The 12,948-nt window shown below is 69.2% G+C and carries 14 protein-coding genes; 8 read left to right on the top strand and 6 right to left on the bottom strand.

From position 1 onward, the window contains the following. Nucleotide 1: 1 nt before the first annotated feature. Entirely contained in the window at nucleotides 2-442 is a 441-nt protein-coding gene (locus FJV41_RS07145) for a DUF488 domain-containing protein (protein WP_246137056.1), read from the bottom strand. A 256-nt stretch (nucleotides 443-698) separates the two neighbouring features. On the opposite strand from FJV41_RS07145, the gene nagZ reads away from it, so the two are divergent. After that, nucleotides 699-1,763 carry a beta-N-acetylhexosaminidase gene (gene nagZ / locus FJV41_RS07140; RefSeq protein WP_141641672.1) on the top strand — a complete coding sequence of 355 codons (1,065 nt, stop codon included), beginning with the start codon at nucleotides 699-701 and terminating at the stop codon, nucleotides 1,761-1,763. Nucleotides 1,764-1,797: 34 nt separating this feature from the next. Here the strand turns inward: nagZ and FJV41_RS07135 are convergent, their stop codons facing one another. The 4 genes from FJV41_RS07135 to FJV41_RS07120 form a co-directional block, all read right to left on the bottom strand. Continuing rightward, nucleotides 1,798-2,235, bottom strand: a complete 438-nt coding sequence (locus tag FJV41_RS07135; RefSeq protein ID WP_141641661.1) for a hypothetical protein — start codon at nucleotides 2,233-2,235, stop codon at nucleotides 1,798-1,800. A gap of 100 nt (nucleotides 2,236-2,335) precedes the next feature. Further along, nucleotides 2,336-2,830: a hypothetical protein gene (locus FJV41_RS07130; protein ID WP_141641660.1), complete on the bottom strand. Its 495-nt coding sequence runs from the start codon at nucleotides 2,828-2,830 to the stop codon at nucleotides 2,336-2,338. A gap of 379 nt (nucleotides 2,831-3,209) precedes the next feature. Then, nucleotides 3,210-4,352 carry a thioredoxin-dependent thiol peroxidase gene (bcp, locus tag FJV41_RS54540; RefSeq protein ID WP_281291384.1) on the bottom strand — a complete coding sequence of 381 codons (1,143 nt, stop codon included), beginning with the start codon at nucleotides 4,350-4,352 and terminating at the stop codon, nucleotides 3,210-3,212. A gap of 68 nt (nucleotides 4,353-4,420) precedes the next feature. Beyond that, nucleotides 4,421-4,915, bottom strand: a complete 495-nt coding sequence (locus tag FJV41_RS07120) for a hypothetical protein (RefSeq protein WP_141641658.1) — start codon at nucleotides 4,913-4,915, stop codon at nucleotides 4,421-4,423. Nucleotides 4,916-4,972: 57 nt separating this feature from the next. Here FJV41_RS07120 and FJV41_RS07115 point away from each other — a divergent pair, with 57 nt between their 5' ends. Further along, nucleotides 4,973-5,620 carry a hypothetical protein gene (locus tag FJV41_RS07115; protein ID WP_141641657.1) on the top strand — a complete coding sequence of 216 codons (648 nt, stop codon included), beginning with the start codon at nucleotides 4,973-4,975 and terminating at the stop codon, nucleotides 5,618-5,620. A gap of 68 nt (nucleotides 5,621-5,688) precedes the next feature. Here FJV41_RS07115 and FJV41_RS07110 read toward each other — a convergent pair whose 3' ends face one another. After that, nucleotides 5,689-7,017, bottom strand: coding sequence for a response regulator (locus tag FJV41_RS07110; RefSeq protein WP_141641656.1), 1,329 nt, complete (start codon nucleotides 7,015-7,017; stop codon nucleotides 5,689-5,691). Nucleotides 7,018-7,131: 114 nt separating this feature from the next. Here FJV41_RS07110 and FJV41_RS07105 point away from each other — a divergent pair, with 114 nt between their 5' ends. The 6 genes from FJV41_RS07105 to FJV41_RS07080 all read left to right on the top strand — a co-directional run bounded on the left by FJV41_RS07105 (nucleotide 7,132) and on the right by FJV41_RS07080 (nucleotide 12,903). After that, a complete protein-coding gene (locus FJV41_RS07105) occupies nucleotides 7,132-7,497 on the top strand; it encodes an MXAN_6627.5 family MYXO-CTERM protein (protein WP_141641655.1) in 366 nt (121 codons plus the stop codon). A gap of 11 nt (nucleotides 7,498-7,508) precedes the next feature. After that, the gene (locus FJV41_RS07100; RefSeq protein ID WP_141641654.1) at nucleotides 7,509-8,552 is read left to right on the top strand and encodes a class I SAM-dependent methyltransferase; all 1,044 of its coding nucleotides are present in this window, start codon (nucleotides 7,509-7,511) and stop codon (nucleotides 8,550-8,552) included. A gap of 83 nt (nucleotides 8,553-8,635) precedes the next feature. Beyond that, on the top strand, nucleotides 8,636-10,081 hold the full coding sequence (locus FJV41_RS07095; RefSeq protein ID WP_141641653.1) for a UbiA family prenyltransferase: 1,446 nt from the start codon (nucleotides 8,636-8,638) through the stop codon (nucleotides 10,079-10,081). A 13-nt stretch (nucleotides 10,082-10,094) separates the two neighbouring features. Then, nucleotides 10,095-11,486, top strand: coding sequence for an FAD-binding oxidoreductase (locus FJV41_RS07090; protein WP_141641652.1), 1,392 nt, complete (start codon nucleotides 10,095-10,097; stop codon nucleotides 11,484-11,486). Between the two features lie 24 nt (nucleotides 11,487-11,510). Continuing rightward, nucleotides 11,511-12,248 carry an SDR family oxidoreductase gene (locus FJV41_RS07085; RefSeq protein WP_141641651.1) on the top strand — a complete coding sequence of 246 codons (738 nt, stop codon included), beginning with the start codon at nucleotides 11,511-11,513 and terminating at the stop codon, nucleotides 12,246-12,248. Between the two features lie 64 nt (nucleotides 12,249-12,312). Next, on the top strand, nucleotides 12,313-12,903 hold the full coding sequence (locus FJV41_RS07080) for a Uma2 family endonuclease (RefSeq protein ID WP_141641650.1): 591 nt from the start codon (nucleotides 12,313-12,315) through the stop codon (nucleotides 12,901-12,903). Nucleotides 12,904-12,948: the final 45 nt, after the last annotated feature.

The following is a 12,948-nucleotide window of genomic DNA, read 5'->3' as shown; positions in this document are numbered from 1 at the left end:
GTCAATGCACCGTCGGGTGCTGGCGCGAGCGCCGCCTGGCTGGACGCAGCCCGCGCTCCAGATGCGCCTTCAGGACGACGGCGCTGTTGTGGTCCTCGTCCCGCGCGCTGAACAGCAGCGTCACGTCTCCCCGTCGGGCCGCCTCGACGAGCGGCGCCAGGGCCTCGCGATGCTCCCGCAGCTCCTGGGCGTACCTGCGCTGGAACTCCTCCCAGCGCGCGGGCTCATGGCCGTACCACTTGCGAAGCTCCGTGCTGGGCGCCACGTCCTTGAGCCAGCCATCCAGCTTCAGGTGGGTCTTCTTGATACCTCGCGGCCACAGTCGCTCGACGAGGAAGCGAGCCCCCTCCGAGTCGTGCGGCTCCAGGTGGTGATACACCCGCTCGATTTGAATCATCGTCCCGTGCTCCCCCGACAGGTGGACGGGCAGGCGCCCTGGCATCCCGCGCTGGCGCCTCGCCGCCGTGCCTCAACATGACGATGCGAGGAGCCCGCCGGAAGCCACGTGGAGGAGCCGGGCGACCCCTGCCCCGGGCGGACCGGGATGGCGGCCAGCGGACATGACCGCCCCGGGAGGTGACGGGCAGACGACGCCCGGTGCGGACCGCGAAGGAACGGTATCCAGCTGAGGCCCGGGTTCTGCGACACTGCGTCCCGTGACCGCCTCCGCCCTCTACCGCGACTGCGCCCGCCTGTTCATGGTGGGCTTTCCTGGGACTCGCATCGACGCCGACCTGGCGGCCCTGATGGATGACGGCGTCTATGGCGCCATCCTCTTCAAGCGCAACGTGGGTACGGCGCAGGAGACGGCGACGCTGTGCCGCGAGCTGAAGACGCGCGCGGGTCGGCCCTTCATCCTCTCGGTGGACCAGGAGGGAGGACGGGTGGCGCGGCTGCGCGGGGCGCCGTTCACCGCCCTGCCCCCGATGCGCGAGCTGGGACAGCGCGGGGACGCCCGGTTGGTGGAGCGCGTGGGGCGGCTGCTGGCGCACGAGCTGCGCGCGGTGGGCTTCGACTGGGATTTCGCGCCGGTGCTGGATGTGGACACCAACCCGGCCAATCCCGTCATTGGGGACCGGAGCTTCAGCCGGGACGCGGAGGAGGTGGCGCGGCTGGGTGTGGCGCTCGCGCGGGGCCTGGAGGCCGGTGGCATCGCCTCCTGCGGCAAGCACTTCCCCGGGCATGGTGACACGACCACGGACAGCCATCTGACGCTGCCCAGGCTGGCGCATGATTTGGAGCGGCTGCGGCGTGTGGAGCTGGTGCCCTTCCGGGCCTTCGCGCAGGCGCGGCTGGCCTCGCTGATGACGGCCCATGTCCTGTTCGACGCGCTGGACAAGGGCGTGCCCGCGACGATGAGCGAGCGCGTGCTCACGGGGGTGCTGCGCGAGGAGCTGGGCTTTGACGGCGTGCTCGTCAGCGACGACCTGGAGATGAAGGCCATCGCGGACCACTACACGGTGGAGGAGGCGGCGGTGCAGGGCACGCTCGCGGGCGTGGACCTGTTCCTCGTGTGCCACCACGCGGAGGTGCAGCGTCGCGCCATCGAGGCCGTGGTGAAGGCGGTGGAGTCCGGCAGGATTCCGCGCGAACGCATCACCGAGGCGCACCGCAGGCTCGATGTGCTCGCCGCGCGCTTCGCGCACCCGGCGGAGGACCGGCTTGCCACCCTGGGAGGCGCCGAGCATCACGCGCTCGCCAAGGGGCTCGACAGCGCCTTCGCGGGCAAGGACCCCACCGAGGTCATGCTCGCGTCTCGCTGAGCGCCACGGGGCACCGGCCCCGTGCACCGAGCAGCTAGTGCGGCACCTGGGAGTCCTCGCGTGGAGGAGCATCCCCTGGCTTCGGGGCCGACGTTCCATCCGTCGTGTTCTTCGCGGGTGGGGCACCCTGGGGCGGTGCGTCCTGCTCCTGCTGCTCCTTCTGAATCGCTGTCGGTGAGCCCGCGGCGATGCCGGGCTCCACACGCGGAGGGACATTGCCCACCGCCGTGGGCGGCAGGTTCGTGCCCACGATGTCCTGCACGGGCGCGATGTCGGGCGTGCCCGAGCCACCCGTTCCCGGGCCGAAGCTGCTCAAGGGCTGCGAGTCATTGGCGACGCCCTGATAGGGGCCGCCCGTCCTGGGAATCTCCCGACGGACGCGCTCTTCCTCCCGGTGACACGCCGTGCCCACCAACGAAGCCACGGCCAGCGCGCCGGGTAGGAGCCAGCGGCGAATGTTTCCCTGGTTCATGTGTCCATCCCTCCGGCGAGCCATTCAGGCCCCAGAGGGATGGATACCCATCCTCGTACGCGGATGCCGGCGAAGAATCAGCCGTCCGCCCGAGTCGAACCTAGCGCCGCAGCCGAGCGTTGCGGTCCTGCCAGCCCAGCGGCCGGTAACCCCAACCGTGGTTGAAGTCTGTCGAGCCGCTCTGAAGCGCGCCATCCTCGCCGCCCAGCCCCTGTGCCGTCGGCGCGAAGGTGGCGCCACCCTCGCTGCCGTACCGGTCCTCCATCATCTTCCCCTTGTCGTCCCAGAGAGACTTGTTCTGCTGTCCCTCCAGCTTGGGCGTGCGCGGGTCGATGCTGGAGCCAATGTCCTTGATGGTGCCGTTGTGGCCCCGGTCCGCGACCATCAACCAGGGCGGGGACTTCTCGGGATGCACGTTGCCCTGCATGTCCAGGAGCGCATCCGGCTGGATGCCACGCTGAGCGAACGGCCCGCCGCGACTCTCGCCCGGCTGCTTGCCCCCTGTCTCGGGCAGGCCACCGCAGCCCACCGCGCCCATGACACCCACCGTCAACGCCGCCACCTGAGCCCACCGCCGGAAATTCCGCTCGCGCATGTCCCACTCCTCGGATGTCTGTCTTCAAGTCCCCCGCATCCCAGGAGAATGGGCACGTCTGGTGTCCAAACCACGAGGCGGGTACACGGCGGCCGCTTGGGCCGCTTGCTCAGTTACGCCCTCCTCGGCGCTCGCGCACCGTCTTCTTCATGGTCACGGTGGATTGAGACTTCTTCGGGACAGAAGCCCGCGTCTCGCCGCAAATTTTGCGCGGCGAGTCCCTGCTCCCTTGCCTGGTTCAAAGCACCGTGCGTCCGAGTACGACGGTCGTCGCCGCACAGGCAGTGCTCCGTGGCGCCACATCCCCAGATACGGGGACGAGGCTTGAGGCGCCGCGTCCACGCATCTGGGAAGTGGCCTGCTTCACGGCAGCGCTCCGCTACTTCCGCTTCGCAGCTGACTTCTTCGCGGGAGCGGACTTCTTCGCCGAGGCCCCCTTCTTCGCGGAGGTCTTCTTCGCGGGCGTGGCCTTCTTCGCAGACGCCTTCTTCGCGGCTGCCTTCTTCACAGGCGCTGCCTTCTTCGCAGAGGTCTTCTTCGCGGGCCCGGCCTTCTTCGCGGCCACCTTCTTCACAGGCGCTGCCTTCTTCACGGAGGTCTTCTTCGCGGCCGCCTTCTTCACGGGCTCGGCCTTCTTCGCGGAGGTCTTCTGCGCGGCCGCCTTCTTCACAGGCGCTGCCTTCTTCGCGGAGGTCTTCTGCGCGGGCGCGGCCTTCTTCTCGGGCGCGGCCTTCACAGGCTCGGTCTTCACAGGCGCGGCCTTCTTCTCGGAGGCCGGCTTCTTCGCGGGCGCGGCCTTCTTCTCGGGCGCGGTCGTCACCGCGACAGCCGCTCCGGCCGGGGTCTCATCCTGCGACGCGGCCTTGCTCGCGGGAGCCTTCGTCGCCGCGGACTTCCGCTTCGCGGGCTCGAACTTCGTCACCTGCGCCGGCGCCGTCAACGGAGTGCCCGAGAGCGGAGTGAGTTCATCTACCCACTCCGAGTCCTTCACGGACGCCGCGGGCAGTTCGGGCGCCGCCGCCTCCACCTCTAACGCGGACCCGCCCGACACAGGAGCACTCGGCTTCGCCCCCAGCGCGGCGAGGACCTCCACCACATGGCCGTTCACCTTCACCTTGGGCCACACCTGCTTCACCTTGCCATCCGGTCCAATCAGGAACGTGGCGCGGTTGATGCCCAGGAACTTGCGTCCATACAGCGACTTCTCCCCCCAGACGCCGTAGGCGTCCGACACCTGGTGCTCGGTGTCCGCCAGCAGCGGGAAGGGAAGGTTGAACTTGGTCGCGAACTTGCGATGGCTCGCGGTGCTGTCCGCGGACACGCCGAGCACCACCGCTCCAGCGGCCTCCAGCACCGAGTGCTCGTCGCGGAAGCTGCACGCCTCCACGGTGCATCCGGGAGTGTCATCCTTCGGATAGAAATAGAGGACGACGTTCTTCCCCGCGAGCTGCGAGAGCGTCACGGAGTTGCCGTCCTGGTCCTGAAGCACGAAGTCGGGAGCCGCGTCACCTGCTTGGGGCATGGGCATGCGCGCTCCATAGCCACAAACCCGACGTGTTCTCAATCATCCGTGAGCGACGTCACACGGCGTCAATGCGGCGGACTCCCATGCTCGTGGCCTTCTTCCCCGGGAGGGTGGCTCTTGGCCTCCAGCCGGACCAGGTCCGCGTGACACTGCTCGAGCGCCTTGTGCAGCGGCTCGCGAGTGGCCTCGTCCGACGCCTGCCCCAGCTTCTTCGCCAGCGCCTCGCACGCGGCGCGCTTCACGTCCGCCTCGCTGGTGCCGGGCCCCGTCGCGCCGGGGGTCGCCAACGGACGCGGAGGCAGGCTGCCCCGCAGGCCACGAATGGCCGAAAGACGCTTGTCGGCTTCCGGACGCGAGCGCGAATTCGCGGGCACCTTCTCCAGCGACGCGACCACCGCGTCCCACGCCGGGTCCGTCGGCGGCACGCCCCGGTCCACCAGCGCCTCGTACTGCGCATTGGCTTCCTGGAATTGCTTCTTCCCCGAGTCACACCCGGTGAAGAGGACCCAACAAAACACGAGTGAAAGCGCGGCCGGCAGCGGTCGGAAGGCAGTCCACATGACGCGTAGGTACCTCTTGCTGGCCTCCGGAGGGAAGCGCGGCTAGGGTGCCGCGTCGTGCAGCCCATTCTCCTTGCCTTCCTGCTCGGTCTGTCCCAGGGCCTGCTCCACGCCGTGGGGCCGGACCATTGCGCGGCCGTGGCCACGCTCGGAACCCTGAATGGGGGCCGGCGTCGCGCGGCCATCGCCACCGCCTTCCGCTTCGCGCTGGGGCACGCGGCCATGCTGGGCGGCATCGCCTCCCTGTGCCTCCTGGCCGGCGTGGGCCTCTCGGAGACTTTCGAGCGCTGGGCCGAAATCTTCGGCGGCGCGGTGCTGGTGGCCCTCGCCGTGACGGCGCTGTTGTTCCCCAACAGCCTGAACCACGGCCACCCCCACCTGCCCGGCCACTCCAAGGAGCCGCATGAGCACGTGCACACCGTCAGCACCGCCGCCGGCGCGCTGATGGCCGTCAGCGGCGTGCGTTCGTTGCTGCTCGCCCTGCCCCCGCTGCTCGTCGGCGGAAGCATGAGCCTGGCCGCGTGGACGTACCTGCCCGGCTTCGCGCTGGGCATCCTCATCGGCATGGGCACCGTGGGCCTGCTCTTCGCCGAGGGCCTCACCCGCCTCAACGACCGCATCACCACCTGGGTGCAGCGCGTCGTCGCCGTGGGCTCCGGTGCGCTCGGCCTGTTCTGGATTGGCTCCCGCCTGACGGGCGGCTGAGCTCGAGCTCCAAGCCACCCCGGGCGCCCCAGGCTCCAAGCAGGCGCCCGCCCGGCGACCCGGACGCGCTACGAGCGCTTGTCCAGGATGCCCAGCGCCATCATCGCCACCAGGAAGCCGTAGACGACGTGCTCGGGGCGGTTGGCGAACGCCAGCAGCTCCGCGACGGTCCGGTTGCCGTCAATCTTGGGCAACAGCTCCGCTTCCCACCGCTCCAGCTCCACTTCGTTGAGCTGGTACGCCGGGGCCACCGCGGGGATGAGCCGGTCCTCGGGCTGCAGCAGCCGGCGCAGGCGCTCCGGCTTGTAGAGCTTCTTGATGCCGCGGACGATGAGGTTGGCCGGGTGCACGTCCAGCTTGATGGACTCCGAGCTGGCCTTCTCCCGGAAGCTCATCAGATACGTGCCCTCTTCCCACGCGAAGAGCGAGTAGATGACGGCCTTCACCTGCTGGCCCACGTAGTAGAGCCGCTCGGTGTCCTTGAGCAGCCCGCGCTCCACCAGCACGTCGCCGGTGCGCCGGTTCGTCGCTCCCGCCACGGCGGAGGCGTCCTGGAGCTGCTCGGGTTTGATCTTCCCCACGCGGACGAGGAACTGCCCGAAGCGGTCCGCCAGCAGGTTGGAGAGGGCGAACACCGGCATGCCCTTCTCGAAGTAGACGACCTTCTTCACCTTGCCGCGCTGGATGCCCAGCTCGCCCGTCTCACGGGAGAGGTAGTAGGCGGTGAGCAACGAGGGCAGGTTGTCCTTCAGCTCGCCCCGGCGGCTGCCCGGCGCGCCCGAGCCCGCGGGAGGAGAGTCCGGCGGATGGCCCGGCGTGGGCCGCCGCACCTGGGTGGCCGGCACCTTCTGCATGGGGCTGGCGGTGAGGTTGGCGCCGCGAATCTCCGCGGTGATGTTGCCGCCACCCGTCACCTTGATGCGGCCCGTCAGCTCCATCACATCCTGGGGGCCCTCCTCCTCCACGTCGATGTCCAGCTCCACCTCGAAGGCGTCCTGGAGGGAGCCGGCGGGCGGGGCCTTCTTTTCCGGAGGGAGGACCTTGGTGACGGCCTCCAGCAGCTTCTGCGCCTCGAACGGCTTCTCGAAGTAGCCGGCGGACTGGTACTTCTGCCGGGCCTCCAGCGCGTGCTTGCCGCCCTTGAAGACGCCGGTGATGAAGAGCAGCGGGAGCTGGGGGTTGTCCTTCCTCAGCGCGTCCGCCAGGTGGTAGCCCATCATGTCCGGCAGCAGGATGTCCAAGACGGCCGCGCCGGGGGGATTGGCCCGAGCGACGTCAACCGCCTGCCTGCCGCGGCTGGCGCCGACGACCTCGTAGCCCGCGTCCTCGAACAGCTGCGTGAGGAGGGAAAGAAGCTCCGGGTTGTCATCGACGACGAGGATTCTGGGGGCGGCCATCGCGGGTCGTACGCTACCAGATGAAGGCGGTGGGGTGGGACAATCTACCCCCGAGTTCCGGTTTCCACGGTGGATGCATCTGTGCGGCGGGGCGGTTAGGGTGACGACCCCGTCATGTCCCTTCGTCACCTTGTCCGCGCCCAGGGCTTGTCTCTGCTGGCCTGCCTCCCCCTCTTGCTGCCCGCCGTCGCCCTCGCCCAGTCATCGGGGGACGGAGGCATCATCATCCCCCTCCCGGACGCATCCACTGGAGAGGGCGGACCCGACCGGGACAACCCGGAAGGGGAGGACGGGACGGGGCGGGTGAACACCGTCTGTCGCAGCAGCGGAGACTGTTCGCCGCGCTTCTCCTGCGAGGACGGCACCTGCCGCTACACAGGGGTTCGCAAGGCGGAGCAGGTGGGCTGCCTGATGGGCGTGGAGGCCGCGCTGGTGATGGTGGGACTGGCCGGCCTGGCCCTCCCCCGGAAGAAGCGTTAGGGGGCGCACGAATGCGGCTGGGGCTCAAGGCGGACAACCTGCTGGAGCGAGTGGCGGACTGGTTCAACCTGGCCCCCCAACCCCTGGCCCATGCCTTCTTCGGGATGATGGCGTCGCGCACGCTGATGGCGGGCGTGCGGCTGGGCATCTACGGCGCGCTGGCGGACGGCGCGGCCACGTCGGAGGCGCTGGCGGCGCGGCTGAAGCTGTCCCCGGAAGGCACCCGCTCCCTGCTGGAGGCGCTGGTGGCGTGCGAGGCGGTGGAGCGTCAGCGCGACGGCCGCTACCGGCTGGCTTCGCGCTCCAAGCGGTGGCTGGACCCGCGCTCGCCCAAGTACGTGGGCGCCTTCCTGGAGTTCAACTACGCGCAGTGGGACTGGTGGACGGGGCTGGAGGGCGTGGTGCGCTCGGGCGAGGCGGTGGACATCCACGACTTCGCGCCGGAGGACCCGCGCTGGCGCGACTACATCCACGCCATGCATCAGCTCGCCCGGCTGGCGGCCCCGGAAGTCGTCGGCGCCATCCCCCTGCCCCGGGGTGCCAGACACCTGTTGGATTTGGGCGGTGCGCACGGTTGGTTCGCCGCGGAGCTGTGCCTGCGCCACCGGGGCCTCAAGGCCACGGTGCTGGACTTGGAAGGCAGCGTCCGAGTGGGCCGGGACATCATCGCCTCCGCGGGGCTGAGCCACCTGGTCACCCATCAGGCCGGGGACATCCTCTCCGCGGAGCTGGGTGGCCTCTATGACGGCGTGCTGCTGTTCCAGGTGATGCACCACCTGACGCCCGCGCAGAACGTGGCGCTCCTGCGCCGCATCCGCTCCTCGCTGGCCCCCAAGGGGACGTTGGCCGTGCTGGAGTATCTGCGCGAGGACATCCAGGACCCCGCCAGCTCCGCGCCCCTCATCGGCCTGCACTACTTCGTCACCTCCGGCGCTGACGCCTACACGCCCGCGGAGGTGGAGGGCTTCCTCGACGACGCGGGCTACCGCATCGAGAGCAGCCGACCCATCCGAAACCTCCCCCTTCAAACCCTGCTGATCGCCCGACTCGACTGAGCGGTGCCCTGGCGGGCGGGGGGCCGCGCGCCCTTCCCGCTCCCAGGAGCGGTCCGACAGGGTAGCCTTCGCCCCCGTTGCCCATGCTTCCCGAGACACCCCTCACCGCTGACTCGCCCGACGTGGCGCTCGCCGTCGACCTCGACGGGACGCTGGTGCGCACCGACACGCTGCACGAGAACCTGCTCGTGCTCTTCAAGCGCGCGCCGTGGCTGCTCCTGCTGCTGCCCCTGTGGGTGCTCAAGGGCAAGGCGTACTTCAAGGCGGAGGTCGCCCGGCGGGCGGGCCTGGACGCCGCGCAGCTGCCGTACAACGAGGAACTGCTCGCGTTCCTCCACGAGGAGAAGGCGCGGGGCCGCCGGCTGGTGTTGGCCACGGCGGCGGACCAGCGAATCGCGCAGGCCGTCGCCGCGCACCTGGGAATCTTCGCGGAGGTCCACGCCAGCGACGGCACGGTGAACCTCTCCGGCGCGCGCAAGCTGGCGAAGCTGAAGGCCGCGCTGGGCACGTTCGACTACGCGGGCAACGACGCGGTGGACGTGCCGCTGTGGCGCGAGTCGCGAAACATCGTGGTGGTCCACGCGCCGGCGGGCGTGCTGGAGAAGGCCCGGGGACTGGGGCGTCAGGTCCACCGCGTCTTCGAGAAGCCCAAGGTGGGCCCGCGCGTCTGGGTGAAGGCGCTGCGCGTGCACCAGTGGGCGAAGAACGCGCTCGTCTTCGTGCCGGTGCTCGCGGCGCACAAGGCCGCGGCGCCGAATCTGTTGGCCCAGGCGGTGCTGGCCTTCGTGGCGTTCAGCCTGTGCGCGTCCAGCGTGTACGTGCTCAATGACTTGCTGGATTTGGACTCGGACCGGCGGCACCCGACGAAGAAGAAGCGCCCCTTCGCGGCCTGCTCGCTGCCGGTGAGCGTGGGCGTGGTGCTGGCGCCGGTGCTGCTGCTGGCCGGGGCGGCGGTGTGCCTGCTCTTGCCGCCCGCCTTCGCGGCGCTGCTGGCGACGTACTACGCGCTGACGCTGGCGTACTCGCTGCGGCTCAAGCAGGTGGTGATGCTGGACGTGCTGGTGCTGGCGGGCCTGTACACGGTGCGCATCTTCGGCGGCTCGCTGGCGGTGGGCGTGCCCACGTCGAGCTGGCTGCTCATGTTCAGCATGTTCCTGTTCCTGTCGCTCGCGCTGGTGAAGCGGCTGAGCGAGGTGCGCCGGCTGCGGCTGTCCAACGAGACGTCCGCGCACGGGCGCGGGTACCTGGCGCAGGACTACGAGCAGCTCGCCAGCCTGGGCGCGGCGGCAGGCCAGGTGTCCGTGCTGGTGCTGGCGCTGTACATCACGTCGAAGGAAGTGACTGTCTATTACGACCACCCGGAGCGCCTGTGGCTGTTGTGCCCGGTGATGCTCTACTGGGTGGGCCGCATCTGGGTGCTGGCGCATCGCGGGCAGGTGAACGAGGACCCGCTCGTCTTCGCGCTCAAGGACAAGGTGAGCTACGCGGTGGGGCTCGTCTCCGCCCTGGTCTTGTGGGCGGCCACGTGAGAGGGCTTCCGCGATGAAGTCACTGGAGTCCTGGGGGCGTTACCCCCAAGTCGAGCAGCGCACGCAGGCGCTGACGTGGCGCTCGGACGCGCTGCCGCAAGTCTCTGGCTCCGTGCTGCCGCACGGGCTGGGGCGCAGCTATGGCGACTCCTGCCTCAACGGGGGCGGGACGCTGCTGCTCACCTCGGGCCTGGACAAGCTCATCGCCTTCGACGCGGCCACGGGCGTGGTGCGCTGCGAGGCGGGCGTCACGCTGGACACGCTGTTGCGACTGGCGGCGCCGCGGGGCTGGTTCCTGCCGGTGACGCCGGGTACCAAGTACGTGACGGTGGGCGGCGCCATCGCCAACGACGTACACGGGAAGAACCACCACCGGGGCGGGACGTTTGGCCGCTACGTGCGCCGCTTCGAGCTGGTGCGCTCGGATGGCAGCCGCCGGGTGTGCGCGCCGGACGAGAACCCGGACTGGTACGGCGCGACGATTGGCGGCCTGGGCCTCACGGGGCTCGTCACGTGGGCGGAGGTGCAGCTCAAGCCCATCAGCAACCCGTACGTGCTCCAGGAGACGGTGCCCTTCGGCAACCTGGACGAGTTCCTCGTCGTGGCGCGCGAGTCCGAGGCGGACCACGAGTTCACCATGGCGTGGGTGGACTGCCTGGCGCGCGGCAAGAAGGTGGGACGGGGCCTGTTGTACCGGGGCAACTTCGCGCCACCGCAGTTCGACGGGCTCCCGCTGGCCAAGAGCCACCTGTCGCATGGCATTGGCCTCGCGGTGCCGATGGACATGCCGGCCTTCTGCCTCAACCGGCTGTCGGTGTCGGCGTTCAACTGGCTCTACTTCCACCGGCAGAACGGCAAGCCCAAGCAGCGGCTGACGCACTACGACCCGTTCTTCTATCCGCTGGACGCCATCTACGCGTGGAACCGCATCTACGGCAGCCGGGGCTTCCTCCAGTTCCAGTGCGTGGTGCCCTACTCCACCGCGCGCGACGCGCTGAAGGACATCCTGGAGCGAAGCTCGCGCGGCGGACTGCCCAGCTTCCTGTCGGTGCTGAAGACCTTCGGTGACCTCCCTTCGCCGGGGTGGATGTCCTTTCCGCGCCAGGGTGTGACGCTGGCCATGGACTTCGCCAACCGGGGGGAGAAGACGTACCGGCTGGTGGAGGAGCTGGACCGGGTGACGCGCGAGGCGGGCGGCGCGGTGTATCCGGCGAAGGACGCGCGGATGAGTCCGGAGAGCTTCGCGGAGTACTTCCCGCGTCGCGCGGAGTTCGCGGGGTACATCGACCCGGCGTTCTCCTCATCGTTCTGGCGGCGGATGAATCCGGTAGCCATGCCCTTCTCGCTGGAATCGGAGCGCGCTTCCGGAGCGCCGCATCCCAAGTCCCTGCTTGCGCTTCGCTGACCTCTCTCCGAGATTGCCGACCCCATGAAGAAAGTGCTCGTCCTCGGCGCCACCAGCGCCATTGCCCAGGCGACGGTGCGGCTGCTCGCCGCTCGCGGTGCCTCGCTGTACCTCGTGGGCCGCAACGCGGAGAACCTGGACGCGGTGGCGAAGGATGCCGCCACGCGGGGCGCCGCGAAGGTGGAGTCGAAGGCGGTGGACCTGAACGACTTCGCGGTGCACGAGGCGCTGGTGGACGGGGCGTTCCAGGCGCTGGGCGGGCTGGACGGCGTGGTGCTGGCGCACGGCGTGCTGGGAGACCAGGCGGAGGCGCAGCGCTCGTGGACGGCGACGGAGGCGGTGCTGCGCACCAACTTCCTGAGCGCGGCGTCGCTCCTGACGGTGCTGGCCAACCGCTTCGAGGCGCAGAAGGCCGGCACGCTGGTGGTGATTTCGTCGGTGGCCGGAGACCGCGGCCGGCAGAGCAACTACGTGTACGGCACGTCGAAGGGCGCGCTGACCGTGTTCCTGCAGGGCCTGCGCAACCGCCTGGCGAAGTCCAACGTGGCGGTGGTGACGGTGAAGCCGGGTTTCGTGGACACACCGATGACGGCGCACCTGCCGAAGAACAAGTTGTTCGCCTCGCCGGAGAAGGTGGCGCGCGGACTGCTCAGCGCCGCGGATGCACGCAAGAACGAGGTCTACGTTCCCGGCATCTGGGCGCTCATCATGCTCATCATCAAGAGCATCCCGGAATCCGTGTTCAAGAAGTTGAAGCTCTAGCTGTAAACGGACGCCGTCAGCGGCGCGGCTTGTCAGGGGGCTTTGCTATCTCCACACTCGGGGCATGGCCTACGGCAAACGCGAGACAGAGGGTGTCGCGACCCTCGCCGATATCGAGGCTCTGCCCGAGGGCGTCGTGGGCGAGGTCATCGAAGGAACATTGTATGTGCATGCCCAGCCGCGTGCTGGGCATATGGACACACTTGGAAGTCTGCATGCCCTGCTCTGGGGGCCCTTCCAGAAGGGCCGTAGCGGGCCCGGAGGTTGGTGGATTCAAGTGGAGCCCGGCATCCGGCTGGAGGGCTCACCGGAGTTCATTCCAGACGTTGCGGGCTGGAAGAAGGACCGGGTGGCACGACTACCCGCGGGTTCGTGGCCCGTGGCGCCGGACTGGGCCTGTGAAATCCTGTCACCGTCGACACGCGCGTATGACACATGCATCAAGCGCCCGTTCTACGCACGGATTGGCATCCAGCATCTGTGGTTCATCGACCTGGACGCACGCACCCTCACAGTGAGCGCGCTGCGCGATGGACACTGGATGGAAGTGGGGGTCTACAGTGATGAGGACGTCGTCCGCCTTCCTCCGTTCGAAGACCTCGAGCTGAGGCTCGGCGAACTCTGGCCGTTCGTGGAACCCGCAGCCGGGATATAGCCTCCTGCGTCCGCTTGTCAGACAGCGCTGCTATCTCCACACTCG

It is taken from the genome of Myxococcus llanfairpwllgwyngyllgogerychwyrndrobwllllantysiliogogogochensis (assembly GCF_006636215.1).
Classification (GTDB): Bacteria; Myxococcota; Myxococcia; order Myxococcales; family Myxococcaceae; genus Myxococcus; species Myxococcus llanfairpwllgwyngyllgogerychwyrndrobwllllantysiliogogogochensis.
This window is presented reverse-complemented; position numbering and strand designations above follow the sequence as displayed.

Bases quoted from the DNA above. Each gene is read 5' to 3' on its own strand.
- FJV41_RS07120 (WP_141641658.1), bottom strand. From the start codon at position 4,915: ATGTGGACTGCCTTCCGACCGCTGCCGGCCGCGCTTTCACTCGTGTTT.
- FJV41_RS07135 (WP_141641661.1), bottom strand. From the start codon at position 2,235: ATGAACCAGGGAAACATTCGCCGCTGGCTCCTACCCGGCGCGCTGGCC.
- FJV41_RS07145 (WP_246137056.1), bottom strand. From the start codon at position 442: ATGCCAGGGCGCCTGCCCGTCCACCTGTCGGGGGAGCACGGGACGATG.
- FJV41_RS07095 (WP_141641653.1), top strand. From the start codon at position 8,636: ATGCTTCCCGAGACACCCCTCACCGCTGACTCGCCCGACGTGGCGCTC.
- FJV41_RS07100 (WP_141641654.1), top strand. From the start codon at position 7,509: ATGCGGCTGGGGCTCAAGGCGGACAACCTGCTGGAGCGAGTGGCGGAC.
- FJV41_RS07105 (WP_141641655.1), top strand. From the start codon at position 7,132: ATGTCCCTTCGTCACCTTGTCCGCGCCCAGGGCTTGTCTCTGCTGGCC.
- nagZ (WP_141641672.1), top strand. From the start codon at position 699: ATGGTGGGCTTTCCTGGGACTCGCATCGACGCCGACCTGGCGGCCCTG.
- FJV41_RS07130 (WP_141641660.1), bottom strand. From the start codon at position 2,830: ATGCGCGAGCGGAATTTCCGGCGGTGGGCTCAGGTGGCGGCGTTGACG.
- FJV41_RS07085 (WP_141641651.1), top strand. From the start codon at position 11,511: ATGAAGAAAGTGCTCGTCCTCGGCGCCACCAGCGCCATTGCCCAGGCG.
- FJV41_RS07080 (WP_141641650.1), top strand. From the start codon at position 12,313: ATGGCCTACGGCAAACGCGAGACAGAGGGTGTCGCGACCCTCGCCGAT.
- bcp (WP_281291384.1), bottom strand. From the start codon at position 4,352: ATGCCCCAAGCAGGTGACGCGGCTCCCGACTTCGTGCTTCAGGACCAG.
- FJV41_RS07090 (WP_141641652.1), top strand. From the start codon at position 10,095: ATGAAGTCACTGGAGTCCTGGGGGCGTTACCCCCAAGTCGAGCAGCGC.
- FJV41_RS07110 (WP_141641656.1), bottom strand. From the start codon at position 7,017: ATGGCCGCCCCCAGAATCCTCGTCGTCGATGACAACCCGGAGCTTCTT.